Annotated in this window: 24 protein-coding genes; 13 read left to right on the top strand and 11 right to left on the bottom strand. The window is 69.0% G+C overall.

Annotated features, from left to right (window positions below; all coding sequences use genetic code 11):
• Nucleotides 1-50 precede the first annotated feature (50 nt).
• Complete coding sequence (nudC, locus tag RMCB_RS30095; RefSeq protein ID WP_072278579.1) at nucleotides 51-917, bottom strand: NAD(+) diphosphatase; 867 nt, start codon at nucleotides 915-917, stop codon at nucleotides 51-53.
• Between the two features lie 92 nt (nucleotides 918-1,009).
• Nucleotides 1,010-2,104 carry a potassium channel family protein gene (locus tag RMCB_RS30090; protein ID WP_029373572.1) on the bottom strand — a complete coding sequence of 365 codons (1,095 nt, stop codon included), beginning with the start codon at nucleotides 2,102-2,104 and terminating at the stop codon, nucleotides 1,010-1,012.
• Nucleotides 2,105-2,157: 53 nt separating this feature from the next.
• On the opposite strand from RMCB_RS30090, the gene RMCB_RS30085 reads away from it, so the two are divergent.
• The 3 genes from RMCB_RS30085 to RMCB_RS30075 all read left to right on the top strand — a co-directional run bounded on the left by RMCB_RS30085 (nucleotide 2,158) and on the right by RMCB_RS30075 (nucleotide 3,853).
• A complete protein-coding gene (locus RMCB_RS30085) occupies nucleotides 2,158-2,547 on the top strand; it encodes a DoxX family protein (RefSeq protein ID WP_029373573.1) in 390 nt (129 codons plus the stop codon).
• A gap of 69 nt (nucleotides 2,548-2,616) precedes the next feature.
• Entirely contained in the window at nucleotides 2,617-3,330 is a 714-nt protein-coding gene (locus RMCB_RS30080) for a VIT1/CCC1 transporter family protein (protein WP_062831694.1), read from the top strand.
• A gap of 31 nt (nucleotides 3,331-3,361) precedes the next feature.
• Nucleotides 3,362-3,853: a DUF2231 domain-containing protein gene (locus RMCB_RS30075; RefSeq protein ID WP_062831650.1), complete on the top strand. Its 492-nt coding sequence runs from the start codon at nucleotides 3,362-3,364 to the stop codon at nucleotides 3,851-3,853.
• On the opposite strand, the gene RMCB_RS30070 is transcribed toward RMCB_RS30075, so the two are convergent.
• Nucleotides 3,850-7,119, bottom strand: coding sequence for an ATP-dependent helicase (locus RMCB_RS30070; RefSeq protein WP_062831693.1), 3,270 nt, complete (start codon nucleotides 7,117-7,119; stop codon nucleotides 3,850-3,852). The two genes, RMCB_RS30075 and RMCB_RS30070, sit on opposite strands and share 4 nt — an antisense overlap.
• Before the next feature lie 5 nt (nucleotides 7,120-7,124).
• Nucleotides 7,125-10,277, bottom strand: coding sequence for an ATP-dependent helicase (locus RMCB_RS30065; RefSeq protein ID WP_109784466.1), 3,153 nt, complete (start codon nucleotides 10,275-10,277; stop codon nucleotides 7,125-7,127).
• Between the two features lie 179 nt (nucleotides 10,278-10,456).
• Between RMCB_RS30065 and RMCB_RS30060 the strand changes: the two genes are divergently transcribed.
• Together RMCB_RS30060 and RMCB_RS30055 are read left to right on the top strand one after the other, a co-directional pair.
• Nucleotides 10,457-11,212 (top strand): alpha/beta fold hydrolase, encoded by a 756-nt coding sequence (locus RMCB_RS30060; protein ID WP_276063722.1) that lies wholly within the window; start codon nucleotides 10,457-10,459, stop codon nucleotides 11,210-11,212.
• Between the two features lie 2 nt (nucleotides 11,213-11,214).
• On the top strand, nucleotides 11,215-11,511 hold the full coding sequence (locus RMCB_RS30055) for an MGMT family protein (protein ID WP_029373579.1): 297 nt from the start codon (nucleotides 11,215-11,217) through the stop codon (nucleotides 11,509-11,511).
• A 109-nt stretch (nucleotides 11,512-11,620) separates the two neighbouring features.
• Here RMCB_RS30055 and RMCB_RS30050 read toward each other — a convergent pair whose 3' ends face one another.
• From RMCB_RS30050 to RMCB_RS30040, 3 genes are all read right to left on the bottom strand, one after another.
• The gene (locus RMCB_RS30050) at nucleotides 11,621-12,475 is read right to left on the bottom strand and encodes a TIGR02569 family protein (RefSeq protein ID WP_029373580.1); all 855 of its coding nucleotides are present in this window, start codon (nucleotides 12,473-12,475) and stop codon (nucleotides 11,621-11,623) included.
• A 36-nt stretch (nucleotides 12,476-12,511) separates the two neighbouring features.
• A complete protein-coding gene (moeZ, locus tag RMCB_RS30045) occupies nucleotides 12,512-13,705 on the bottom strand; it encodes an adenylyltransferase/sulfurtransferase MoeZ (RefSeq protein WP_029373581.1) in 1,194 nt (397 codons plus the stop codon).
• Between the two features lie 120 nt (nucleotides 13,706-13,825).
• Entirely contained in the window at nucleotides 13,826-14,860 is a 1,035-nt protein-coding gene (locus RMCB_RS30040; protein ID WP_029373582.1) for a DUF3152 domain-containing protein, read from the bottom strand.
• A gap of 184 nt (nucleotides 14,861-15,044) precedes the next feature.
• On the opposite strand from RMCB_RS30040, the gene RMCB_RS30035 reads away from it, so the two are divergent.
• Nucleotides 15,045-15,695 carry an HTH-type transcriptional activator FasR gene (locus RMCB_RS30035; RefSeq protein ID WP_029373583.1) on the top strand — a complete coding sequence of 217 codons (651 nt, stop codon included), beginning with the start codon at nucleotides 15,045-15,047 and terminating at the stop codon, nucleotides 15,693-15,695.
• A gap of 10 nt (nucleotides 15,696-15,705) precedes the next feature.
• Here RMCB_RS30035 and RMCB_RS30030 read toward each other — a convergent pair whose 3' ends face one another.
• A complete protein-coding gene (locus RMCB_RS30030; protein WP_029373584.1) occupies nucleotides 15,706-15,945 on the bottom strand; it encodes a DUF3107 domain-containing protein in 240 nt (79 codons plus the stop codon).
• A gap of 267 nt (nucleotides 15,946-16,212) precedes the next feature.
• Between RMCB_RS30030 and RMCB_RS30025 the strand changes: the two genes are divergently transcribed.
• On the top strand, nucleotides 16,213-17,031 hold the full coding sequence (locus RMCB_RS30025; protein ID WP_062831647.1) for an MmpS family transport accessory protein: 819 nt from the start codon (nucleotides 16,213-16,215) through the stop codon (nucleotides 17,029-17,031).
• A gap of 6 nt (nucleotides 17,032-17,037) precedes the next feature.
• Here the strand turns inward: RMCB_RS30025 and RMCB_RS30020 are convergent, their stop codons facing one another.
• Entirely contained in the window at nucleotides 17,038-17,736 is a 699-nt protein-coding gene (locus RMCB_RS30020; protein ID WP_029373586.1) for a ferritin-like fold-containing protein, read from the bottom strand.
• A 298-nt stretch (nucleotides 17,737-18,034) separates the two neighbouring features.
• On the opposite strand from RMCB_RS30020, the gene RMCB_RS30015 reads away from it, so the two are divergent.
• Together RMCB_RS30015 and RMCB_RS30010 are read left to right on the top strand one after the other, a co-directional pair.
• Nucleotides 18,035-19,561 (top strand): DEAD/DEAH box helicase, encoded by a 1,527-nt coding sequence (locus RMCB_RS30015; RefSeq protein WP_029373587.1) that lies wholly within the window; start codon nucleotides 18,035-18,037, stop codon nucleotides 19,559-19,561.
• A 16-nt stretch (nucleotides 19,562-19,577) separates the two neighbouring features.
• Complete coding sequence (locus RMCB_RS30010) at nucleotides 19,578-20,795, top strand: Rv3212 family protein (RefSeq protein ID WP_062831646.1); 1,218 nt, start codon at nucleotides 19,578-19,580, stop codon at nucleotides 20,793-20,795.
• Nucleotides 20,796-20,807: 12 nt separating this feature from the next.
• On the opposite strand, the gene RMCB_RS30005 is transcribed toward RMCB_RS30010, so the two are convergent.
• The gene (locus RMCB_RS30005) at nucleotides 20,808-21,509 is read right to left on the bottom strand and encodes a PP2C family protein-serine/threonine phosphatase (protein ID WP_029373589.1); all 702 of its coding nucleotides are present in this window, start codon (nucleotides 21,507-21,509) and stop codon (nucleotides 20,808-20,810) included.
• A 9-nt stretch (nucleotides 21,510-21,518) separates the two neighbouring features.
• Complete coding sequence (locus tag RMCB_RS30000) at nucleotides 21,519-22,316, bottom strand: ParA family protein (RefSeq protein ID WP_029373590.1); 798 nt, start codon at nucleotides 22,314-22,316, stop codon at nucleotides 21,519-21,521.
• 57 nt (nucleotides 22,317-22,373) lie between these two features.
• On the opposite strand from RMCB_RS30000, the gene RMCB_RS29995 reads away from it, so the two are divergent.
• From RMCB_RS29995 to RMCB_RS29980, 4 genes are all read left to right on the top strand, one after another.
• The gene (locus RMCB_RS29995) at nucleotides 22,374-22,988 is read left to right on the top strand and encodes an acid phosphatase (RefSeq protein WP_062831645.1); all 615 of its coding nucleotides are present in this window, start codon (nucleotides 22,374-22,376) and stop codon (nucleotides 22,986-22,988) included.
• Entirely contained in the window at nucleotides 22,985-24,073 is a 1,089-nt protein-coding gene (locus tag RMCB_RS29990; protein ID WP_062831644.1) for an isochorismate synthase, read from the top strand. Before RMCB_RS29995 ends, RMCB_RS29990 begins: the two co-directional genes overlap by 4 nt.
• Nucleotides 24,070-24,555, top strand: coding sequence for a GNAT family N-acetyltransferase (locus tag RMCB_RS29985; RefSeq protein ID WP_062831643.1), 486 nt, complete (start codon nucleotides 24,070-24,072; stop codon nucleotides 24,553-24,555). Before RMCB_RS29990 ends, RMCB_RS29985 begins: the two co-directional genes overlap by 4 nt.
• Before the next feature lie 141 nt (nucleotides 24,556-24,696).
• Nucleotides 24,697-26,133: an amidase gene (locus RMCB_RS29980; RefSeq protein WP_062831642.1), complete on the top strand. Its 1,437-nt coding sequence runs from the start codon at nucleotides 24,697-24,699 to the stop codon at nucleotides 26,131-26,133.
• The last annotated feature ends 20 nt before the right edge of the window (nucleotides 26,134-26,153 follow it).

Genomic DNA, 26,153 nt, shown 5'->3' with positions numbered 1-26,153 from the left:
CCGCGACACGCCGCGTTTCCGGTACCCGCGCGTCTGCTCGCCGGGAAACGTCAGTCGAGCGCGGCCCAGGATTCGATGATCTCGCGCGCGATGGAGATCGAACCCGGCAGCAGCAACCGCGACGACGAATCGACCGAACTCCAGTCGCCGTGCTCCAGCGCGTGCCGGATCTCCGCGCGGGTGAACCAGGCGGCCTCGGCGATCTCGCCGTCGGTGAACGCGAACGGCTGCTCCGGGTCGCCGATCGCGTGGAAGCCGACCATCAGCGACCGCGGGAACGGCCAGGGCTGGCTGCCCAGGTACTGCACGTTGGTGACGGTCAGCCCGATCTCCTCGGCGATCTCGCGCACCACACAGCTCTCGAAGGATTCCCCCGCTTCGACGAATCCGGCCAGGATCGAGAACAGCCGCTCGGGCCACACCGCCTGCCGGGCCAGCACCGCACGGTCGTGACCGTCGTGCACGAGGCAGATCACCGCGGGGTCGATGCGGGGGTATTCCTCGTGACCGTTCGCGGCGTTGACGCGCGCCCAGCCGGCCTTGACCGCCTTGGTCGCCGCGCCGTCGATCGCGCTGAACCTGGCCTGGTCGTGCCAGTTCAGCAGCGCCGTCGCGGTGGCCACCAGCTGCGCGCTGGTGTCGTCGAACACCGAACCGGCGCGGCGGAGATCCAGCACCTCGGTTTCGGCATCGGGATCCTCGGGTGCCTCGAGTGCGCCGCGCACCGCCCACACGTGCCTGCCGTCATACAGACGCCCGAGGAACACGGCGTTCTCCGGGGGTTTGTCCCCGATCGACGAGGCCTTGCCGAGCACCACCTTGCCCTGCGAGATCAGCACCTGGTTGCGGCGGTCGACCCGTAGCAGCAGGGCATCGGCCCAACCGGCGATCGCGGCGTCGATGTCGGTGCGCACCATGTCGGCGCGGTCGGCCCCGACCCGGGACAGCAGAGGCACGTTGCGCAGTGCGAAGCTCGTCGTCTTCCGCCCGTCGCTGCGCTCGCCCCCGGTCACCGCTCGACGTCCGCGCTGCGGATGTACAGCAGCCGGTCACCGGACTCCAACGCGTCCACCTCGGGGTCGTCCACCCGCACGAGCCGGCCGCCACGCACCACACCGAGCACGATGTCGTGCAAGTGCCGCGGCGAGCCGCCCTCTTCCTTCGGTTCGACTTCCCGCTCGGCGATCGCGAAGCCCGCGTCGGGCGTCAGCAGATCCTCGACCATCTCCACCACGCTGGGGGTCTGCGTGGCGATGCCCAGCAGCCGGCCTGCGGTCTCCGCGGACACCACGGTCGAATCCGCACCGGATTGCCGCAGCAGATGCTGGTTCTCGGCTTCCCGCGCGGCCGCGATGATCTTGGCGTTGGGCGCCAGCTCCCGCGCGGTGAGCGTCACCAGCACCGCGCTGGCGTCGTTGTCGGTCGCGACGACAATCGATTTGGCGTGATGCGCACTGGCCAGCCGCAGGATGTCGGACTTGGTGGCGTCACCGTGGACGGTCACCAGCCCGGCGCTCTTCGCGCGCTCCAACGCAGTGGCGTTCTCGTCGACGACGACGATGTCGGCCGGGGCAACCTCGTCACCCACCATGGCCGCCACGGCCGTGCGGCCCTTGGTGCCGTATCCGATGACGACGGTGTGGTTACGCACTCTGCTCCTCCATCGCTGGATCTTCAGCGCCTGCCGGGACTGGGTGGTCAGGGTCTCAACGGTGGTACCGATGAGAACGATCAGGAATGCCACCCGCAGCGGCGTGATGACCAGGACGTTGACCAGACGCGCCGAATCCGTATAGGGCGTGATGTCGCCGTAGCCCGTCGTCGACAGCGACACCGTGGCGTAGTACAGGCAATCCAGGAACGACAGCGGATGGTTCGGATCCGGAACACTGTCGACGTCGCGGTAGCCGTACCGATCGGCGTAGACGATGAGCACCGCCGCCATCAGGGCGGTCAACGCGTACACCACGCGCATCGCGATCCTGCGGCCCGGGCTGACGAATGGCTCCGGGATCCGCAGCACGTCGACAAGCGCGGCATCCGGCCGCGAGGTCAGGTTCTCGTCAATGGCGGCGAGCCTGCGCCGCAGTCTGCCTTTAGCCACGAGTACCGGTCATGCCGGGATCGATCGGAGCGGACGCACGCCACAATGAAACCATGACCACGGCCACACCTCAGCGAACCGCCGCCGCACGCACCGCCCGGCGACTCGCCGTCATGCTGCTCGGCATGGGCACATTGCATTTCGTCGCCCCCAAACCGTTCGACACGATCATCCCGGCGGAGCTGCCCGGCACGCCCCGCTTCTACACCTACGCATCAGGTGTCGGCGAGTTGGCGACCGGCGCGCTACTCGCCGCCCCGCGCACCCGGCGGCTCGGCGCCCTTGCCGCGGTGGCGCTGTTCGTTGCGGTGTTCCCGGGCAACCTCAACATGGTCCGGCTGTGGTGGGACAAGCCGTGGCCCATGCGGATCCTGGCGATCGCCCGCCTGCCACTCCAGGTACCGATGGTCACCACGGCGCTGAAGGTGTATCGCAACTCCTAGCCACCGCCGGGAGTTTGGCAAGCCTATCGTTGCTGGCAGCTCACAGTTTCGGTGTATATCGTCGCAGCCGTGTCGAGTCCCGCCCACCCGGCCGAACCTCACGTGGGATCGGTGTCATCGAAGCTGAATTGGCTGCGCGCCGGTGTGCTGGGCGCCAATGACGGAATCGTCTCCACCGCAGGCATCGTCGTCGGTGTGGCCGCCGCCACAGTGGAACGCGGGCCGATCTTGACCGCGGGCATCGCAGGCCTGGCCGCGGGCGCGGTGTCGATGGCGCTGGGTGAATACGTCTCGGTGAGCACGCAGCGCGACACCGAACAGGCACTACTGCACAAGGAACGCCGCGAGCTAAGAGCAGACCCCGCAGCCGAATTGGACGAACTCGCCGGCCTCTACGAAGCCAAAGGGCTCTCGCCGGCGACGGCACGCACCGTGGCCGAGGAGCTCACCGAGCACGATGCCTTCGCCGCGCACGCCGAAGTGGAACTGGGTATCGACCCGGACGAACTGACCAATCCGTGGGAAGCGGCGCTGTCCTCGGCGCTGTCGTTCACCGTCGGCGCGCTGTTGCCGTTGCTCGCGATCCTGCTGCCGCCGACCACGTGGCGTATCCCGGTCACCGTAATTGCGGTGCTGCTGGCCTTGATGCTCACCGGCGCGGTGTCGGCCGGCCTGGGCGGCGCACCCAAGGGTCGTGCGGTGCTGCGCAACGTGATCGGTGGCGGCCTGGCGTTGGCGATCACCTATGCGATCGGCCATCTGGTCGGAGCCGCGATCACCTGAGCTCGACACCTCCCATCAGCCAAGGAGTCCCATGACAGTCATCAACGGCCTGCCCGCGCACGTGTTGTTCGTACACGCCATCGTCATCCTCGCCCCTCTGACCGCGGTGCTGGAAATCATCTGCGCGCTGTGGGCGGGCGCCCGCAGGGGCCAGCTGGTCTGGGTCACCCTTGTTCTGGCCGTCATCACAACGATTTTGACGCCCATCACGATCCAGGCCGGCAACTGGCTGTACGACCTGCGCCGCAGCCCGGACGCCATCCTGCAGGAACATGCCGAGCTGGGCGACACCATGATCTATTTCTCGGTGGCCTTGCTGGTGGTCGCTCTGGCCCTGGTGGCGCTGCGGTACGCCGAGCGGCGCGACAGCAACCGCCGGGTGTTGTACAACGCCATCGTCGCCGTGGTGGCGATCCTGGTCGGCGTCGCCTCGATGGTGCAGGTCTATCGCATCGGTGATGCCGGGGCCCAGTCGGTGTGGAGCAAAGAGATCGCGCATCTCACCTCGGCCAACAAGGGCTAGTCCTGCTCCGGCGCTGCCGCCGGATCGGCCAGCAGCGCAGCCAGTTCCTCGGCGCCGGGCAGGGTTTCCGGTCTGACCGTGCGCCCCGACCGTACGTAGTGGAAGGCCGCGCTCACCGCTTCCGGTGGGCAGCCGCGCAGCGCCGCCCAAGCCAGCCGATACACCGCGAGCTGGATCGCGGCCTGCTGCTTGGCGTCCGGGGTATCCGGCGGCTCGCCGGTCTTCCAGTCCACGACCGTGGTGGTCCCGTCGGTGTCGGCGAACACGGCGTCGATGCGACCGCGCACAACCGTCTTGCCGATGACCATGTCGAACGGCACTTCCACGTCGATCGGCGTGCGGGCCGCCCACGGCGACATCACGAACGCGTCCTGCAGCTCGGCGAGTTCCTCGGCGCAGCCACGGCCCACTTCACTGTCCACCGCGCCGGGCAGATCGTCCAGGTCGAACAATCGCTCGGCGTGGAAGAACCGCTGCACCCACTCGTGGAATGCGGTGCCCAGCAGGGCGTGTGGGTCCGGACGCTGCGGGAGCCTGCGATGCAGCCGTTGCAGCGCGGCTCGGGGGTCGCGGCTGAGTTCCACGAGCGTGCTGACCGACACCTGCCCGGGCAGTTCAGCAGGCGCTGACTGGGGCTCGCGGTCCCGTTCGGCCAGCAGCGCGTCCACGTCGGCGGCCCAGCCGTCGGTGTCAGACCCGGCGTCGAGCTCGCCGGCCAGTGCCCGGCCGATCAGCTCGGCGCCGCGGCGTACGTCGTCACCTGGACCGGCCTCGGCGGGCCAGATGGCTTCGACTGCCTTGTCCCGCAGGGGATTCTGCTCGCCGGGGGCCGGCTCGGGCGCCCACTGGTCGATCTCGCCGCACGGGTGTCCCTGGGCCGCCGCGTCCTCCAGGATCGCCTTGATCTCACACAGGAAGTCCGACGGGCCGCGCGGCTTGCTCTCGGTGGCACCCCAGTGATGCCCCGAGATCAGCAAGGTGTCCTCGGCACGGGTGACGGCCACGTAGAGCAACCGGCGTTCCTCATCGACCCGCCGCTGCTCGAGCTTGTTCTTGTGGTCGGCGATCTTGTCCGACAAGATCTTTCGATCGTTGACATCCGAGGTGTCCAGCACCGGCACACCGATCTCGGACATCGTGGCGCGGTCGCCGCGCAGCAGCGGCGGCAGATCCGCGGCGTCGGTCAGCCAGGTGCGCGCCGACGCGGTCGAGGGGAACACCCGCGCACTCAGATGCGGCACCGCGACCACCTGCCATTCCAGGCCCTTGGCCGCGTGCACGGTGAGGATCTGCACGCGGTCCGGTGAAACCGCCAATTCGGCAGGTGCAAGCCCGTTTTCGACCACCGCAGCGGCGTCGAGGTAGGCCAGTAGTCCCTCGACCACGGAGCCGGGACGGCCGGCGTAATCGGTAGCCGAGCGGCTCGCGTAATCGGCCACCAGATCGCAGAACGTGTCGAGGTGTTCGGTGCCGGTCCAGCCCGCGGTCACGGGCCGAGCCGCGCGCGCCTCGGCGTCCAGGCCTGCCACCCGCCGGACCTCGGCAACCAGTTCGGGCAGCGGGTGGCTCAGATGCGCCCGCAGCATCGTCAGTTCCCGGCCCAGCGCCACGATCCGCTGGTAACCCGCGGCCGAATAGTTCTCGGCAGCACCGGGATCGCAGATGGCGTCGGCCAGGCACGCGGCGTCGGCGTCGGGGGCGGCCGCCGCGACGATGTCGGCCGGACCGGGCTCCCCGTGCGGACGGTCGTCCAGCTCGACTGCCCGGCGCCACAACGCCGCGAGGTCGTTGGCACCGAACCGCCACCGCGGCCCCGTGAGGATCCGCATGACCGCGGGCCCGGCGGTGGGGTCGGCGACCAGCCGCAACATCGCCACCAGATCGGCCACCTCGGGCACTGCCAGCAGCCCGGCCACCCCGACCACTTCGACCGGGACCCCGCGGGCCTCCAGCGCTTCAGCCATCGGCGCGGCATCGGCATTGCGCCGCACAAGAACCGCGGCCGTCGGTGCCGCTGCGCCGCCCTGCCGCGCGCCGTGGTACCTGTCGGCGATCTGATCGGCCACCCAATCCCGTTCGGCCGCAACGTCGGTCAGCAATGCACAGCGGATGGTTCCCGGTTCGGCGCCGGGGCGGGGCAGCAGTTCACGCACCGAAACCGAACGGCGCCGCGCCTCAGCCGAGATGGCATTGGCGACGTGCAGGGTGCTTGGCGGATTACGCCAGCTGGTCCGCAACTCCAGGCTCGGCGCCGGAGTGCCGTCTGCCAACGGGAAATCGGTGGTGAACCGGGGCAGATTGGTAGCCGAGGCACCCCGCCAGCCGTAGATGGACTGGATGGGATCCCCGACGGCCGTCAGGGCCAGCCCGTCGTCGGCACCACGACCGAACAACGCCGACAACGCAACTCGCTGGGAATGCCCGGTGTCCTGGTACTCGTCGAGCAGCACGACGCGGAAGCGTTGCCGCAACTGCTCGCCGACCTGCGGGAAACCGGCCGCCAGCCGCGCTGCGGCGGCCATCTGCATGCCGAAGTCCATCACCTTGTCAGTGCGCAGCCGGCGGTGCAGCGCGTCGATCAGCGGTACCAGCTCGGTGCGTTCGGTCTGAGTGGCCAACATGCGCAGCAGCCATTGGCTCGGCCCGCGGTCACGCTGATACGGCCCGGCCGGAAGAGTGTGAACCAGCCGCTCGAGTTCGGTGTGGGTGTCGCGCAGCTGATCGGTGTCGACGAGATGCTCGGCAAGTGCCCCGGACAGACGCAGCACCATCGCGGTGACCGCGGCCGGGGTCTTGTCGGTGTCGAGCCGGCCCGGGTGTGCGCACACCACGTCAAAGGCCAACTGCCACAGTTCGGTTTCGCTCAGCAGCCGGGTGTCCGGTTCGACGGGCAGCAACAGTCCGTGCTCGCGCAGCAGCGTGCCCGCGAATGCGTGGTAGGTGCTGACGGTGGCGGCTTCGTCGGTGCCCAGGGACGGCGCGAGACCCGCACCGGCCAGCCGGGCCAGCCGGGTGCGGACCCGGCGCAACAGCTGCCCGGCGGCCTTACGGGTGAAGGTCAGCCCGAGCACCTGTGACGGTGTGGCATAGCCATTGGCCACCAGCCACACCACCCGGGCCGCCATGGTCTCGGTCTTCCCCGCCCCCGCGCCCGCGATCACCACCAGTGGACCCGGAGGAGCCGCGATCACCGCTGCCTGCTCGTCCGTCGGCGGGAAAAGGCCCAGCGCGGAGGACAATTCAGCCGGGCTGTAGCGGGCTGTCACGGCCGTCATGACCGTGGCGCCTGTGTCGGGCAGGCCGAACGCACCGGGCAGTTCGAGCAGCCGTCGTTGACTCTGGCCAGGAATTGCGGTCCTGCGGCGGCAGCCGCCGCGTCACCGACCGCCGTCAGCCAATCGGCGCGGGTCTGCGGTGTCATCGGATCCTGTTCGCGCACGGTGGCACCGGCTGCGCCGGCCTTGCCGAGATAGACCAGCCGCCCTCCGCCGGGCTCATCCGGATCACCGTCGGCCCCGTCCGTCAACAGGCCTGCGGCAACGGCCAACTGGTACATGGCCAGCTGGGCGTGGCGCTGCGCGTTCTCTTTGGTCACCGGACTCTTGCCGGTCTTGAGGTCGACGACCACCAGACGACCGGCCTCGTCACGCTCCAGCCGGTCCAGCCGGCCCCGTACCCGCACGGCGGGCGCGTCATCCCCCGACTCGGGCCGGATCACGCCCTCGACGTCGACCTCGGTGCCCACCTCGGTGAGCTGACACCGCGTGTCGGCGCGCCACCGGGTGAACGTCTCCAACATCGCGCGGTGCCGGTCCAGCTCGTTGTCCGAATACCACTTCGCCTCGAAAGGCAGCCCATCCCAAACCTTTTCGAGCTCGTTGACGAGTTGACTCTCGGTGCGCCCCGATTCGGCGGCCAGGGCGTGCAACAGCGATCCGACGGTCGAGCGCACGTCGCGCCCCGTGCCGCCGCCATGGCGTTCCAACAGCCAGCGCAGTGGGCAGTCGGCGAGCATCTGCAGCGTCGAGGGCGACAGCGTCACCACCTGATCGGTACCGGACCACAACGGCTCGTCGGTCGACAGCGGGGTCATGGCGTACCAGTCTGCCGGGTCGGCCCCGGACACCCCTGCCTGGGCCAGCCGGGCCAATTGCGTTGCCGCACAGGTCCGGGATTCTTCGTCGACCGCGCCTTCGGGGGCACACACCACCGCGCGCAGCCGACCGACCAGCGCCGAGGGGACGAGCACCCGCGGCGCTTCCAGCGGTGGCAGCACCGGCGCGTCGGTGGCCAGGGCCGCCAGCTCCGTGCAGAACGGCGAGGGCAGCAGCGAACCGTCACCGGCGTCGCTGTCCACCGCGGTCACCAGCAGCCGGGTGCGGGCCCGGCCCATCGCGGCCATCAGCAGCCGGCGTTCCTCGGCCAGCAGCGGCGCACGGGTCGACACCGCGGCGTCGGCCGGCGTTGAGACACCGTCGAGCACATCCACCAGGTGCTGGGTTCCGAGCACTCCGCCGCGGGGAACGGTGTTGGGCCACAACCCTTCCTGCACGCCGGCGATGACAACGAACTCCCATTCGCGGCCCAGCGCGGCGTGGGCGCTGAGCACGGCGACGGCGTCGGGCTGTCGACGCGGATCGGTGGGGGCGGCCGGCGCCCCGAGCGCCGTGACGTGATCAATGAGACCGCGCAGCGACGCGCCCGCCGTCCGGTTGACGTATTGATCGGCGATGTCGAACAGCGTCGTCACCGCGTCGAGGTCGCGATCGGCCTGCGCGCCGAGGGTTCCGCCGCGCTCACTGGCCGTCAGCCACCGGCGCTGCAGCCCGCACGCAAGCCACACGTCCCACAGCGTGTGCCGCGGATCGGCTCCGGCGGCCACACTCTGGTGAGCTGCGGTCAGCACCGCACGCAGCCGCCGCAGCGGGCGCAGCTGGTCAACCGGCAGCCCTCGGGGTTCGGTGTCCACGGCCGCGACGACGAGATCACCGAATTCGCGTGGTGGTGCCGAACCGTCGGCGCGACGCAGGGCGCGCCGCAGCTGGCGCAGGCTGACCGGGTCGACGCGCCCGATCGGCCCGGTGAGCAGGGTGAGTGCGCTGTCGCCGGTCAGGCGGCCGGTGGCGGCGGCGTCGAGCACGGTGAGCAGGGCGGCGACGGCAGACTGCTGGGCCACGGGCGGCACGTCGCCGACGGACTCGACCGGCACCCCGGCGCTGGTGAGGGCTCGGGCCAATGCCGTCCCGGCCCGCGGCACCGAGCGGACGATCACGGCCATCTGCGACCATGGCACGCCGTCGACGAGGTGGGCACGTCGCAACGCGTCGGCGATCAGCGTCGATTCGGCGTGGGTGGATGCGGCGAGCCGCATGGTGACGGTGCCCTCGGTTGTGGCGCCGCCGAGCATCTCGCGGGTCGGGCTGACGCCGGGCAGCCGTCGTCCGATCCCGGCGATGGCGGTCGCGATCGCCGGGGCGCACCGGTGCGAATCGGTCAGGACGATGGTCGCGTCGTCGGCATCGCCCGGGTCGCGCAACAACACCGGATCGGCGCCGCGGTAGCCGAACACCGCCTGGTCGGGGTCGCCGGCGATCACGGTCAACCCGGCGCCGGCCGCCAGCACGCGCACCAACAGGGCGGCCTGCGGGTCGAGGTGCTGGGCATCGTCGACCAATAGCAAGCTGATCCGAGCGCGTTCGGCGGCCAGCAGGTCGGCGTCGGTGCCGAGAGCTTCCAACGCGGCACCGACCAGTTCGGCTGCACCCAGCGCGGGCACGGTGGCCTGCGGAGCGGCCATGCCCACCGCGGAGCGCAGCAGCATGATCTGCTCGTAGGCCTGCGCGAACTGCCCGGCGGCCAGCCACTCGGGACGCCGCGCCGAGCGGCCGAGCCGTTGCAGCGCAAGCGGATCCACACCACGCTCGGTGCAGCGCGCCATCAGGTCGCGAAGTTCACTGGCGAAACCCGCGGTGCTCAACGCCGGCCACAGCTGTTCGGGCCAGGAGACACCCGAGTTGGGCCCGTCCTCCAGATTTCCGGCGAGCAGTTCACGGATGATGCCGTCTTGTTCGGCACTGGTGATCAGGCGCGGCGGCGGGTCACCGTTGCGTTGGGCAGCCAACCGCAACACCGCGAACGCATACGAGTGAACCGTGCGGACCAGCGGCTCACGCACGACGTGCCGCTCCCCCGCTCCCAGCAGCCGCGCGGTGACCGCGGCCCGGGCAGCCGCCCGCAGCCGGGCCGAACCGGTCAGCAGCAGAACCGATTCCGGATCGGCGCCTGCGGCGATGTGGTCGACGGCGGTGTTGACCAGCAGCGAACTCTTGCCGGTCCCGGGGCCCCCGAGCAGCCGCACCACGCCCGCGCTTCCCGGGGCCAGCAGCTCGGTACCCGCCAGTGCCGGTTCGACATGTGCAGTCATGGAAGGCATGACACCAGAGGGCACCGACAAGTAGCGGAGCGGATTGGAGCGAGGGGTCCCGACAAGTAGCGGAGCGGATTGGAGCGAGGGGTCCCGACAAGTAGAGGAGCGGATTGGAGCGAGGGGTCCCACAACCTGCTGCGCCGGACCCTGGCACCATCACGGGGGTGTCCCCCGATATGAACGTCCTCCGGTATGGCCCGTCAGCCCCGGCCGAGCTGCTGTTGATCCACGGTGTGACCGGGCACGGTCAGCGCTGGCAGACTCTGGCCTCCCAGCTGCCCGGGGTGTCGATCCTGGCGCCCGATCTGCTGGGGCATGGCAGGTCGTCGTGGGCGGCGCCGTGGACCCTGGCGGCCAACGTCGAAGCCCTGGCGGCGCTGCTGGACGGCCCGACACTGGTGGTCGGGCATTCATTCGGAGGCGCAGTGGCTCTCACACTGGCTGCCACCTACCCGGACCTGGTTTCCGGGCTGGTGTTGCTGGACCCCGCGGTGGGCCTCGACGGTGAGTGGATGCGGGAGATCGCCGAGAACATGATGGCGTCGCCGGACTACACCGACGTCGCCGAAGCTCGAGCGGAGAAGGTGCAGGGTTCCTGGGGTGAGGTCGACGCCGCGGAGCTGGACCGCGAGCTCGACGAGCACCTGATCGAACTGCCCAACGGCCGATACGGCTGGCGGATCTGTATGCCCGCGATGATGGCCTACTGGAGCGAGTTGGCCCGGCCAGTTGTCTTGCCGCGCACCGGGACACCGACCACGCTCGTGCGGGCGACCAAGACCAGCCCGCCGTATGCCACGGACAGTCTGATCGACGCGCTTGCCGAGCGGCTCGGATCCGATTTCACACTGCTGGACTGGGATTGCAATCACATGGTGGCGCAGGCCCGGCCCGCCGAGACGGCCGCGTTGATCCAGGAACGGCTGGGCTAGCCATGGCGGCGGTGACCGAGGAGCAGGTGGAGACGGTCCGCGCGCTGGTCGCCGCCATTCCCGCGGGCCGGGTGTCGACGTATGGCGACATTGCTGACGCGGCAGGGCTTTCCAGCCCGCGGATCGTCGGCTGGATCATGCGCACCGATTCGTCGGACCTGCCATGGCACCGCGTGATCCGTGCGTCGGGCCGGCCCGCGCCCCATTTGACCACCCGGCAGCTGGAACTGCTGCGCGCCGAGGGCGTGCTGTCGGTCGACGGCCGGATCGCGCTGCGGGAGTGCCGCCACGAGTTTTAGAGGGCGAGCAGACAGTTGGGTTCTTGAACGCCGGCGTGTCGGGGTACCTCCGCTGGGGGCCCCTCCCGCTTGCGGGGGACTGCTCGCGGGAGAAGGGTGCCCCCGCGGGTTACAGGACCAGGCGCACCAAGGAGGCGGTGCGGGCCAGGCCGGGGAACGCCGCGGCAGTGGACCGCGGGTGCAGGGCGTGGACCGCCAGGCGGAACATCAACGCGCGCAACAACATCTGCGGCCACTCGGGCAGTGTGTCCCAGCGTTCGATGAGGCCGTCGTCGGCATCGCCCCATGACAGCGCGTCGACCACCACCACGCCGGCCGCCCACGACGCCGGGCGCCAGTACGGAGTGATGTCGGTGATCCCCGGAGCCGCCGCACCCGCGAAAAGCACTGTGCCGTAGAGATCGCCGTGCACGAGCTGGTTGGCACTCCTGGTCGGCTTGCGCAGTGTGGCCAGCTGGTTGATCAGCTCGACCGAACGCTGCCCGTCGGTGGAACCGGGCGCGACCCTGGCCCCGGTCGGCAGCGAATGCAGCGGCCGTTCTTCCCAGGCCGCCCGGTCAGCGGCGATGAACACATCGACGTCGGCCCACGGCGCGACCGGGGGTTGCGTGAGGAACCGGGGCCGCTCGAGGGTTGCTGTTGCCTCGTGCAAGCGCACTGCCGCCGAAACCACCTCGTCGTGACGGGGCTCGGGGGTTCCGGCGACGAAGGTGTCGGCGCGCCAGCCGGCCACCACGTAGCGCCCATCGGTGGAACGCACCGGGCGGGCCAGCCGAACACCGTCGACGAACAGGGTCTCGCGCACTTTCGCCGACCACGCCGCGCGGGCGTGCTCGGCGACCACGGACAGCACGACTTCGCCGCAGCGCCAACCACCCTCCCAACTCGAACCCAGTGGGACGGGGCGGACCCCGGACAGCCCGAACGCCGCCAGCACATGTTCCGGCGGCCGCTCGACAGTCACCACCTCAGCCTAAGGTGTTGACCCGCAAACTGGCCGTCAGTACATCACCATGTCGGGTTCGAGCTGGCGTGCCCACGCCACGATTCCGCCTTGCAGATGCATCGCATCGGAGAACCCTGCCTGTTTGACGATCGCGAGCACCTCGGCCGAGCGCACCCCGGTCTTGCAGTACAAAACGGGTGTGCGGTCCACCTGGAGCTTGGCGAGGGCATCGCCCGACTCGAAGGTCGGCTTCGGGATCAGCTCGGCGCCCTGAATGTGATTGATCTCCCATTCGACCGGCTCGCGGACGTCGATGAGCGCCAACGGCTTACCGGAGTCCAGCAGCTCCCGCAGTTCCTGCGGGGTGATGGTCGAGCCCTGTGCCGCCGCGGTGGCCTCGTCGGAGACCGCGCCGCAGAACTCCTCGTAGTCGATGAGCTCGGTGATCTTGGGAGTCGACGGGTCCTTGCGGATCCGGATGGTCCGGTAGGTCATGTCGAGAGCGTCGTAGACCATCAGCCTGCCCAGCAACGGCTCGCCGATTCCGGTGATCAGCTTGATGGCCTCGGTGCCCATGATGCTGGCGATGGACGCGCACAGGATGCCCAGCACGCCGCCCTCCGCACACGACGGCACCATTCCCGGTGGTGGCGGCTCGGGGTACAGGTCGCGGTAGTTGAGGCCCTGTTTCTCGCCGTCGGGGCCGTCGGGAGCGTCCTCCCAGAACACCGACACCTGGCCCTCGAACCGGTAGATCGAACCCCAGACGTAGGGCTTGCCCGCGAGCGCGGCGGCGTCGTTGACCAGATACCGGGTGGCGAAGTTGTCGGTGCCATCGAGGATCAGGTCGTACTGGCTGAACAGTTCGACGGCGTTGTCGGGTTCGAGCCGGAACTCGTGCAGGTTGACCGTCACGAGCGGGTTGATCGCGAGGATCGACTCCTTGGCGCTGAGCGCCTTGGACTTCCCGACGTCGGCCTGGCCATGGATGATCTGGCGCTGCAGGTTCGATTCGTCGACGACGTCGAACTCCACGATGCCGATGGTTCCCACCCCGGCGGCGGCCAGGTACAGCAGGGTCGGTGAACCGAGCCCGCCTGCGCCAAGCACCAGCACCTTGGCGTTCTTGAGCCGCTTCTGCCCGACCACGCCCACGTCGGGGATGATCAGGTGGCGGCTGTAGCGCGTCACCTCTTCGCGGGTGAGCTCGGCAGCTGGTTCAACCAGCGGCGGTAACGTCACACCCAAATTCGCGGACACCGCATGTCTCCTCAAGTCATGGACCGTACGTAGGCACAACGGTAATCCGACGGACATGCTTCCCGTGCCGCGGTAGCCGCTATTCGGCTGCCGGACCGGCTCCAGGGACTAGGCGATGGGATACGGCCAGGGGTTGAACCGGCAGGTCTTCCCGTCCGCCTTGACGGTCTCGGGGTCGAACTTCGCATCGTCGTTGTTGGCCGTCGAGAAGGTCTGCTGCATCATGATCGGCGCCAGGGCGCCGTCGTCGCGGCACGCCTCGTGACGCTGGTAGCCGATGGCGTGGCCCACCTCGTGGTTGATCAGGTACTGCCGGTAGGACCCGATGTCGCCCTGGAACGGCACCGCGCCGCGCACCCAACGGGCCTCGTTGATGAAGACCCGGGCCTGGCCGTCGTAGGACGGGTTGTAGCAGGACGCTTCGAGCTGGATGTCGTAGCCGCAGCCCTCCCGCACGGTGATCGGAGAGGTCAGCGACACCCGGAAGTCCGGCTCGATACCGCTGGCGGCGTCGATGCGGGTGAACCCGAACATCCCGTCGTGGGTCCAGCTCTTGGGGTTGGCCAGGGTCTCGCTGACCATGCGGGCGAAGCCGTCGTCGCCGCCGAAGGCGGTGGTGTCAACACCGTCCTCCACCTCGACGGTGTAGGTGAACGACTTGGTGGTGCCCTTGCCGACCTTCTCGGTGGTGCCGGGCACGATGTGCCAGGTCTTGGCGCCGGCCTCGGTGAACTGTCCGCCCGCGGGCAGGATGCCCGTGGGCAGGTTGGCGTCGAACTGGGTCAGGCCCTTGGGCGGTGCGCCGATGATGGCGGTGGCGGCATGGTCGATGGTGGGTGAGCCCTGGACCGGGCCGTCGTCGGCGTGCCCGCCGTGCGCGCTGGTGGTGCCGGTCACGGTCTGGTACAGCACCACGACGGTCAGCACGATGAGCACCGGCAGCGCGTAGGCCCGCCAGCCGTAGGTGGAGACGAATCGGCCGAGCCAGGTCTGCTTGCGCCACTGGCCCCGTTCGTCTCGATTGACCCGGGGCCGCCCCGTCTCGACCGCGAGCGGATCTCGTTGGGCGCGCAGCGGCTCGCGCCATTCGTCACGCAGTGCCGGGACGCGGCTGCCCGCGCGGGGCCCCGGGTCGTAGGTCACCGATCCAGAATGGCACAGCCCGCTGTGAATACGACGCCCGTGCGTCTGCTCCGTGACCACGCTGCCACCAATTCGCAACCCTCGGACGTTTCGCAACGAGTACGGCGTCGGTAGTACTGTCGTGCGATGAGCAGCTTGGCCGACCATGACCAAGCGCGCCAGAGGAATCCAGATTGAGGACTGCATGAGCGACGTCGCCAACACCGAGAGGAGAGCCGACAAGCGGACAACCGGTCGACGGGGAAACCGCATGCCGCGCGACGAGCGACGGGGTCAGCTCATGGCAGCCGCCAGCGAGGTCTTTGTCGACCGCGGATATCACGCCGCGGGCATGGACGAGATCGCCGAACGCGCCGGTGTCAGTAAACCGGTTCTCTACCAACACTTCTCATCGAAGCTGGAGCTGTATCTCGCGGTGTTGCAGCGCCACGTCGACAATCTGGTGTCCGGCGTCCGCCAGGCGCTGCGCACCACCACCGACAACCGGCAGCGCTTGCGCGCCGCGGTGGAGGCGTTCTTCGATTTCATCGAGCACGACGGTCAGGGCTACCGGCTGATCTTCGAGAACGACTACGTCACCGAGCCGCAGGTGGCGGCCCAGGTGAAGGTGGCCACAGAAGCGTGCACCGATGCGGTGTTCGACTTGATCAGCCGCGATTCCGGCCTGGAGGCGCATCGCGCCCGGATGATCGCGGTCGGACTGGTCGCGATCAGCGTCGACTCGGCGCGCTACTGGCTCAACAACGAGCGGCCCATCGACAAGGACTCCGCGGTGGAGGGCACGGTGCAGTTCGCCTGGGGCGGACTGTCACACGTGCCACTCACCCGCGTCTGAACGGCCGCACTCAGGCGGACTCGGCCCCGACGCCGAAGCCGACACGGCGCACATCGGCGGCGCCGATCTCGACGTAGGCGATCTTGCTGTTCTGCACCAGGAACCGGCGACCCTTCTCGTCGGTCAGCGCCAGCACACCCGAGTCCTTGCTGAGCGCGTCCGTGACCTGCTGCTCCACCTCGCTTGGCGTCTGCGCACTGTTGAAGCTCAGCTCCCGCGGACTGTCCGTGACGCCGATCTTGACCTCCACGCTGGACCCCTTTTCTTTCGCTACTGTCCGTGTCCCTCAGCAGGCTAGTGGACATCGTGGCGCCGGTGCCGCCAGCGTCGGCCATTGCGAGTTCGCCGTGCGCGAAGCGTGCGGACGACGCCGGAGGAGCGGCCTGCGGTGCACGGAGATCTTCGGCGACCGAACCGAGTCCGGACCGTGACCGACACGCTGATCATCGAACCTCACCAGTCACACCCGTCTCGATAGCATCAGCAGCGACATTGGACGAGACGACTGGGAAGCCGCATGACCAGGCCTTATTCGCCGTATGACACGAGTTCCGCCGAACGCTTCGGTGACGATTCGCCGCAGCCCGGACAGTACGATCCGGACAGCAGTTTCCGCAGCCGCTATCGCAGCAGTTACGACAGCTACCGCAGCGGTGACGACAGCGCGGCCTACGAGGATTACGACGCCTACGCCGGTGACAGCCACGACGATGCCGACGACGACATCTACGAGTACTACGAGCCTGTCGACAAGCGGTGGATGTGGGTCGCCTCGGTCGCGGGCGTCATCCTGCTGGTGGCGGTCATCTGCACGGTGATCATCCTGGGAGGCGGCGACAGCGGCTCGGTTTCGGTCACCACGACGTCCCCGGCGGCGCCCACGACCAGCCAGTCGCCCACCACCCCGGTCCAGGACGCGACGTCAAAGCCCGTACCTCCGCCGCCCGGTCCGGCCATGTCGCCCGAGACGGTGACGACCGTGACGCCGAGCCCGCGGGCCACCGCCGAGCCGACGGCCGAACCGGCACCGCCGGCCGCGGCCGCCCCACCGGCCGCCGAAGCCAGCCCACGCACCATCACGTACACGGTGACCGGCACGCGGCCGCTGCTGGACCTGGTCACCATCGTCTACACCGATCAGCAGGGCGCCCTGCAGACCGAGTTCAACGTGGCACTGCCGTGGACCAAGAGCGTGACCCTCAACCCCGGAGTCGAGCTCAAGTCGGTGACGGCGACCAGCGTGACCGGTCAGCTCAACTGCGCGATCACCGACGCCAACGGCGCCGTGCTGGTCCAGCAGGCCAACAACACGATGATCGCGACCTGCACGCAGTAGCGGAGGTCAGGCCAGGCCCAGCTCCTGCATGCGGGAGTGATGCGTGTGCTGCAGCCGGTTGAAGAACTCGGCGAGCTGGGTCAGGCCTTCCCCGCTGGACATCACCAGATCGACCAGCTCGTCGTGGTCGGCCAGCACGAACTGGGCCTGGGTGACGGCCTCGCCGAGCAGCCGGCGCGCCCACAGCGCGAGCCGGTGCCGCTGCCGGACACTGTCGCTCACCGCGGCCTGCACCTCGGCGACGACGAACTGCGAGTGCCCGGTCTCCGAGAGCACCGAGCGCACCACCGAGGCGATCTCCTCCGGTAACGAGTCGGCGATCTCCAAGTAGAAGTCGGCGGCGAGCGCATCGCCGATATAGGTCTTCACCAGAGCTTCCAGCCAGGTGCTCGGGGTGGTCATGCGGTGGTAGTTCTCCAGCGCCGAGGCGTACTTCGTCATCGCCGCGACAACGTCAACTCCCCTGCGCTCCAACGCATCTCGCAGTGTCTCGTAGTGCCCCATCTCTGCGGCGGCCATGCTTGCCATGTTGATGCGGCCGCGCAGATCGGGCGCCATGCGCGCCTCTTCGGTCAGCCGGTAGAACGCCGCGACCTCGCCGTAGGCCAGCACCGCGAACAATTCATCGACCCCTGGATGGTCGGCCGAGACGGCCGGGACAGCCGGTTCGGCGATCTGTTCTGCGGCGGGTTGCGGCGATGTCATGGGGCCAACTTTAGACTCCGCCGGGCCCGCCGACTTCCCGGCAAATCGGCCCAGCGACCCCGACCAGCTACAATGGCATCTGGTAACAGGATCTGCAGCGGCTGGAAAGCCCGCTTGCGAGCCGCCCAGGCCGCTACCGAAGAAATGTGCGTGCACGCAGTTGGCCCGCCCCGTAGCGCTGGGCCCCGCGGATCGGCACCGCCGCCTGTACCGGGCGAACCGGCCGTGTCATTGTCGAAACTCGTGCGCGCGTGGACGCCCCATGAGGTTTGACAGTGAAAGGCTACCTCCACCAACCATGACGCATCTCAACAAAACATTTGCCGAACTCGGCGTGCGCGACGAAATCGTGCGTGCTCTGGCCGAGAACGGCATCGTGCATCCGTTTGCCATCCAGGAACTGACCCTGCCGCTCGCGCTCGCGGGCAGCGATCTGATCGGCCAGGCCCGTACCGGTATGGGCAAGACATTCGCATTCGGCGTACCCCTGCTGCATCGGGTGGCGGGCGACCAGACCCGCCCGCTGACCGGCGCACCGCGTGCCCTGGTCGTCGTGCCAACCCGTGAGCTGTGCCTGCAGGTCTACGACGACCTGGCCGCAGCGGCGAAGTACTTGACCGCGGACACCGGGACGGCCTCCGAGCGCCCGTTCACCGTGACGTCCATCTACGGCGGGCGCCCCTACGAACCGCAGATCGAGGCCCTGCGCAAGGGCGTCGACGTGGTCGTCGGCACCCCGGGCCGGCTGCTCGACCTGGCTCAGCAGGGCCATCTGCAGCTCGGCGGCCTGTCAGTGCTGGTCCTCGACGAGGCCGACGAAATGCTGGACCTGGGCTTCCTGCCCGATATCGAGCGCATCTTGCGGCTGACTCCCGACGATCGCCAGTCGATGCTGTTCTCGGCGACCATGCCCGATCCGATCATCACGCTGGCCCGCACGTTCATGAACCAGCCGACCCACATCCGCGCCGAGGCCCCGCACTCGGCGGCGACGCACGACACCACCGAACAGTTCGCCTACCGGGCCCACGCGCTGGACAAGTCCGAGTTGGTGAGCCGCATCCTGCAGTCCGCCGGGCGCGGCGCGACGATGATCTTCACGCGCACCAAGCGCACCGCGCAGAAGGTGTCCGACGAACTCGCCGAGCGCGGGTTCAAGGTGGACGCCGTGCACGGCGACCTCGGCCAGGGTGCCCGGGAAAAGGCCCTGAAATCGTTCCGCACCGGCGCGGTCGACGTGCTGGTCGCCACCGATGTGGCGGCACGCGGCATCGACATCGACGACGTCACGCACGTCATCAATTACCAGTGCCCAGAGGACGAGCAGGCCTACGTGCACCGCATCGGGCGCACCGGCCGTGCCGGCAAGACCGGTGTCGCGATCACGCTGGTGGACTGGGACGAGCTGGACCGCTGGGGAATGATCGACAAGGCGCTGAACCTCGGCTGCCCCGATCCTGCCGAGACCTATTCCAGCTCACCCCACATCTATGAGGAGCTCGGCATCCCGACCGATGCCACCGGCATCGTGGGCAGCCCGCGGCGCACGGCCGCCAAGCGCGGCGACAAGAGCGACAAGTCGGAAAAGCGCATCTCGTCGGCGGATTCCACCGCGGAGCGGCCCGCCAGGACCCGCACGCGGCGCCGGACCCGTGCCGGCCAGCCGGCGACCGGGCATCCCGAGGCGGTGACCAGCGCGGCCGAGACGACCGCGGAGCCCGTCGACGCCCCGGTGGCGGAATCCGACAACGGCGATGCCCCGGCCGCGGCCCGGCGACGCCGGCGGCGCCGCCCCCGCAAGACCGAAGCCGCCAGCGCCGGCTAGCTGACACGCGCCACCTATGCTCAAACCGGAACGTCGCACCCGTGGCGACATGGTGGCGGCTGCCGCGATCGTTGTGGTCGTCGCCGTCGTCGCCGCCCTGATCTGGTGGACCAGCGACGAGCGGGCGACGGTCAGTCGTCCCGCCGCGTCGCCGGTCCCCTATCTCACCTCGGCCCGCGAGGTACCCGCCGGGCTACAGCAGTTGTGGGCCGCCCCGAGTCCCAAGACCACGGTGCCGGTGATCGCCGGCGGGTCTGTGGTCACCGGCGAAGGGCACACCGTCACCGGACGTGACCCGGTGACCGGCGCAACGCTGTGGAGCTACGCCCGCGACCTCGAGTTGTGCGGCGTGACCTCGGTGTATCAGTACGCGGTCGCGGCATATCCGGACAGCCGCGGTTGTGGGCAGGTGAGCACCATCGACGGCAAGACCGGCCGCCGTGGGCCTGCCCGCAGCAGCTACTCCGACCCTGACGTGCGCCTGTCCTCCGACGGCACCACGGTGCTCTCGGCCGGGGACAGCCGCCTGGAGATGTGGCGTTCGGACATGGTCCGGATGTTGTCCTACGGGTCGCTCGATGCCCGCATCAAACCCGATGTGCCCGCCTCGCCGGTATGCCGGCTGGTGTCGGCGGCGGCCAGCTCGTCGGCGGTGTCGGTCCTGGAATCCTGCCCCAAGCGGGCAGACCTGCGGCTGACCCTGCTGCGGCCCGCCGACGAGGAGGACCAGCCCGACACCCGGAACGTGGAACTGCCGGGGGTGGCCGACGATTCGGGCGCCCAGGTCATCGCCGTCGCAGATACCACCACGGCGATCTACGTCCCGACGCCGAAGCCGACGGTCAACATCATCGACCGCAACGGCGCGACCATCGCCAGCACCCTGCTCCCCGGCCCGCCGAGCCCGCAGGCCACGGCCAGCCGCGCCGGTGACCTGGTCACCTGGTGGACGGGCAATTCGGTGCTCGTGTTCGACGCCAACGGGCTGCGCTACAAGTACACCGTCAGCCCGGCGGGCACGGCCACCCCGGTCGGTCCTGCCACCGAGATGGCCGGACGCCTGCTGGTCCCGGTCAGCGACGGCTACGACGTGTTCGATCCGGGCACAGGAGCAGGGGAACGACACATCGCGCTGACCCGCCAGCCGAGTGCCGAGCCGGTGGTGCCCGCGGTGGCCGGATCGACGTTGCTGGAGCAGCGCGGCGATCAACTCGTCGCGCTCGGCGCGGCGTAACGATCCGTCGGGTCAGCCCAGGTCGATCACGATGACGCTGGTGTTGTCGCTGCCCCCGGCGTTGTTGGCCACCTCGATCAGCTGCCGGACCGCCGTCTCGGGCTCTGCCGCACTGGCCGCGTCCGCGATGGCGGCCTCGTCTGCCGCGGCGAACAGTCCGTCACTGCTGATCAGCAGGCGATCGCCGGGCCGGCACTCGAGGTCGGCGACATCGACCCGGATCACCGTCCCGATACCCAGCGCGCGGGTCAGCAGATGGCGGTGGGGGTGGAACCGGGCCTCCTCGCGGGTGATCTCCCCTGCTTGCACCAACTCTCCGGCAACGCTGTGGTCGGCCGTGAGCTGTTCCATGCGGCCGTCGCGGATGCGGTACAGGGGTGAATCGCCGATGTTGACGACCATCGGGCCGCCCTGTTCGTCGTCGAACATCGCGACCGCGGTCAGCGTGCAGCCCGAGCTCGCACCGTCCGAGGCGACGCGCGCGCACACCTGTTCGTTGGCCCGGCGCACCGCGGCCAAGAGCCCGTCGCGGTCGGGTGCGGCCAGAAATCCCGCCCGCAAGGTGTCGAGGGCCAGCCGGCTGGCCTGGTCCCCGAGCGCGCCGAAGCCGTCGGCGATCGCGTAGAGCGCTCCCTCGACCAGCACCGCGTCCTGGTTACTGACCCGGACCGGGCCCTGATCGGTGGCCGTCGCGGCCGCGAGCACTCGCGCCATGAGGTCCGGCTACACCACCTCTGGAGTGAAGGTGGCCATCGCTTTCCCGGACTTCCAGTACTTGCGCAGGGCCTCGGCCAACTCCCGGTAGGCCTCTGCGCCCTTGTTCTTACGCCCGGCCAGCACCGATGCACCCGACGCGGTGGCCTCGGCGAAGCGCACCGTGCGCGGAATCGGCGGTGCGAGTACCGGCAACTGATAGCGGTCGGCCACGTCGAGCAGCACGTCGCGGCTGTGGGTGGTGCGCGAATCGTAGAGCGTGGGCAGCGCGCCCAGCAGGGTGAGATCGGAGTTGGTGATCTGCTGGACATCGGCGATGGTGCGCAGAAACTGCCCGACGCCGCGGTGCGCCAGCGTCTCACACTGCAGCGGCACGATCACCTCGCCGGCGGCGGTCAGCCCGTTGAGGGTCAGCACGCCCAGCGACGGCGGACAGTCGATGATCACCACGTCAAACTGGTCGGCGACCTTGGCCAGCGCCCGTTTGAGCGCATATTCGCGGCCGGCCCGCATCAACAACATGGCCTCGGCACCCGCCAGGTCGATGTTGGCAGGCAGCAACGTCATACCTTCATCGGTCTGCACCAGCGCCGCACCCGGCTCGACCTCACCGAGCAGCACCTCGTGCACCGAGACCGGCAGCTTGTCGGGGTCCTGGCCCAACGAGAACGTCAAACACCCCTGCGGGTCCAGGTCGACCAGCAGCACACGCTGACCGAGTTCGACCATCGCCGCTCCCAACGACGCCACTGTCGTCGTCTTCGCTACCCCACCCTTTTGATTGGCGACCGCTAATACCCGCGTCACACCTTCATCCAAGCACGCACCCGACGGCCTCCGCCGGACGTGCGGCAGAATCGCCGTGTGAGCGTCGTGCAGCATCGCCTTGTGTTGCTTCGTCATGGCGAGACCGAATGGTCCAAGTCAGGCCGGCATACCGGCCGCACGGATCTCGATCTCACCGACACCGGCCGAGAGCAGGCCAAGCTGGCCGCCGAGGCGCTGGCCGACCTGCAGCTGGAGAACCCGATGGTGATCAGCAGCCCCCGGCACCGCGCGCAGGTCACCGCCCAGCTCGCCGGCCTGACCGTCGACGAGGTCTCCCCGCTGATCGCCGAATGGGACTACGGCGACTACGAGGGGACCACCACCAGCCAGATCCGTGAGACCGTGCCCGATTGGCTGGTGTGGACGCATGGCTGCCCCGGCGGCGAGAGCGTGGCCGATGTCAGCGCCCGCGCCGACCAGGCGATCGAGCTGGCGCTGGGATACCTGGAAACCCGGGACGTGGTGTTCGTCGGGCACGGTCATTTCTCCCGGGCAATCTTGACCCGCTGGGTGGAGCTCCCGCTGGCAGAGGGCATCCGGTTCTCGATGGTGGCGGCGTCGATCGCGGTGTGCGGTTTCGAACACGGGGTACGGCAGATCACCGCCCTCGGGCTGACCGGCCATACCAATCCGTGCCTGCCGCCACAATGACCCCAGGATTTGTGCTGGCCGGCCCGTCTGGGGCGCTGATCACCGAGGGTGTGCGGACCGGATATCCGCGGATTCCCGACGCCCAATCCGCACTGCGATCCGGCGCAGCGTCGATCGTTGTGGGCGCCTTGCCATTTGACACAACACAGCCGGCCGCTCTGCACGAACCGATGACGGTCCACCGCGCCGAGGCGCTGCCCGATTGGCCGGCCGGACCGACGCCTTCGGTGACGTCGCGGCAGACACTGCCCGCCAGTGCGGTGCATCGCGACCGGGTGGCCGAGGCGATGGCGCGGTTGCGGGATCCGGCCGCAGCACTGGACAAGGTGGTGCTGGCCCGGGCGCTGCAGCTCACCGCGGACGGCGCGTGGGACCCGCGCATCGTGCTGCGCAAGCTGGCCGACGCCGATCCGGCCGCGACCGTGTACCTCGCGGACCTGTCGCCCGCGGGCCCGCGCTACACCGGAACCGTCCTGGTGGGAGCCAGCCCCGAACTGCTCGTCGCCCGCCAGGGCGACACGGTGATCTGCCAGCCGTTCGCCGGTTCGGCGCCACGGTCAGCCGATCCGGGCACCGACCGCGCCAACGCGGACGCGCTGGCCGCCTCGGCGAAGAATCGCCACGAGCACCAACTGGTCGTCGACGTCATGCGCAAGGCCCTCGATCCGCTGTGCGTGGACCTGCAGATCGCCGCCGAACCCGAATTGCACGCCACCGACGCCCTGTGGCACCTGAGCACCCCGATGCGCGGACGGTTACGCGGAAAAGACATCACCGCAATCGATCTCGCACTCGCCCTGCACCCCACCCCCGCCGTGGGCGGGGTTCCCACCGACACGGCCGCCGCGCTCATCGGCGAGTTGGAAGGCGACCGCGGGTTCTACGCGGGGGCGGTGGGTTGGTGCGACGCCGACGGCGACGGTCGCTGGGTGGTGTCGATCCGGTGCGCGGTGCTGTCCGCGGACCGCCGGGAAGCCCTGGCCCACGCCGGCGGCGGCATCATCGCCGAATCGGACCCCGACGACGAGGTCGACGAGACCACCACCAAATTCCGGACCATCCTGAGAGGACTGGGGGCAACATGACCGAAGTGATCCGACGGGTCCGGCCCGGCGATGAGATCGAGATTGCCGCGATGGTCCGCGAGCTCGCCGAGTTCGAGAAGGCGCTCGACGAGTGCACTGTTACCGAAACCCAGTTGCACACCGCGCTTTTCGGCGAGAAGCCGGTGGCCTACGGGCACATCGTCGAGATCGATGGCGAAATGGCTGCCACCGCGGTGTGGTTCCTGAACTTCTCCACCTGGGACGGGGTCGCGGGGATCTACCTGGAAGACCTCTATGTACGGCCCGCGTTCCGGCGCCGCGGTCTGGCCCGAAAGTTGTTGGCCACCTTGGCCGCCGAATGCGTGGACAACGGGTACTCCCGGCTCACCTGGGCGGTGTTGAACTGGAACGTCAACGCGATCGCGCTGTACGACGCCGTCGGCGGCAAACCGCAGACCGAATGGACCACCTACCGCGTGTCTGGCCCGGAGCTCACCGCGCTGGCTCGCGAGCACGGCTGACGGCTTCGGCCCCGACCGCTCGACGGGTCCCTCCCATCGCCGCGGGGCGGTTTCGCACCCGTGGGACTTATCAGGTTGTCTGATAAGTTGTAGGCTTCATCGGGCAGGCCTGCTTCAAGCAACCCGTGGAAAGTGAGGGCCATGTCCGATTACGAAGATCTGTGCTGGATGCCTGCGGTCGAGTTGTCCAGCAGGATCGCCGCGCGCGAAGTCACGCCGCTCGACGTCGCCGAGGCCGTGCTGCGACGGCTGTCCGACGTCAATCCGAAGCTCAACGCGTTCGTCTACCACGACCCCGACCAGGTGATGGCCGATGCAAGGGTGCTCACCGAGCAGCTCGCGGGCGGACAACACGTCTCGCCGCTGCACGGCATCCCGTTCAGCCTCAAAGAAGTGTGCGCCGTGGCAGGCACGCCTGCGACCTCCGGCATCGTCGCGTTCAAGGATGCCGTGTCCGAGCACGACGAACCGGTCGCCGCGCGGTTGAAGTCGGCGGGCGGTCTGTTTCTCGGCAAGACCAATCCGGCGGAGGGCGGGTACAAGGCCAACTCCTCCAACCATCTCTACGGCACGACGCACAACCCCTGGCAGCACGGCATGACCGCGGGCGGGTCGAGCAGTGGTGCGGGCGCAGCTGTCGCAGCGGGCATCGGCCAGCTCGCGCAGGGCACCGACGGCGGTGGATCGGTACGCATTCCGGCTGCCATCAACGGCGTTGTCGGGTTCAAACCGGCGCTGGGCCGGATCCCGCAGACGCGGCTCGCCGGAAGGTTTCACACTTTCGCCTACCACGGCCCGATCACCCGCACGGTGGCCGACACCGCGCTGATGCTCAACGCCATGGCGGGATTCGACCCGGCCGATCCACTCTCGCTGCCGTCGGACGGCGTCGACTACGTTGCGGCGCTGAACCAGGGCATCGAAGGTGCGCGCATCGCCTGGTCGCCAGGTCTGGGATATGCCACCGTCGACCCCGAGATCAGTGACATCTGCCGCAGCGCGGTCTCGGCATTCGCCGAACTGGGTTGCGTTGTCGAAGAAGCCGATCCGGGCTGGGACAATCCCGAACAGGTCATGTGGGAAGGCGTCTGGGCGCCGGTGTATTCGTCGATGCTCGACGCTGCCGACTGGGATGCAGAGAAAGGCCGCGTCGACGAACAACTCATCGAAGTGATGACGGCGGGCGCACGTCTGGGCGCACGCGATATCCAGCGAGCCGACGCCGCACGCGGTCGCATGGTGGACCAGATGACGGCGTTCATGCGGGACTTCGACTACCTTGTCACGCCGGTCACCACCCAACCCACGTTCGCCGCCGACCAGTTCTGTCCCGAGAGTTTGTCGAATGCGCCACTGCCGCACCAGCTCATGGGCTGGCTGCTGACCTACCCGTTCAACATGACGACCAATCCGGCGATCTCGGTGCCCGCCGGATTCACCGCCGCGGGAATGCCCGTCGGGCTGCAGATCGTCGGTGGCCTACGGGCCGACGCCGCGGTGCTGCGAGCCGCGGCGGCTTTTGAGCGTGTCCGGCCGTGGTTGCATCACCGCCCGGATGTGCTTGCCGCCCAAGGCTAGCCGGGTTCGGTGTTGCCGCC

The organism is Mycolicibacterium brisbanense, assembly GCF_001570425.1.
GTDB lineage: Bacteria > Actinomycetota > Actinomycetes > Mycobacteriales > Mycobacteriaceae > Mycobacterium > Mycobacterium brisbanense.
The sequence above is the reverse complement of the archived record's forward strand: the minus strand, read 5'-3'. Positions and strand labels throughout refer to the sequence as shown.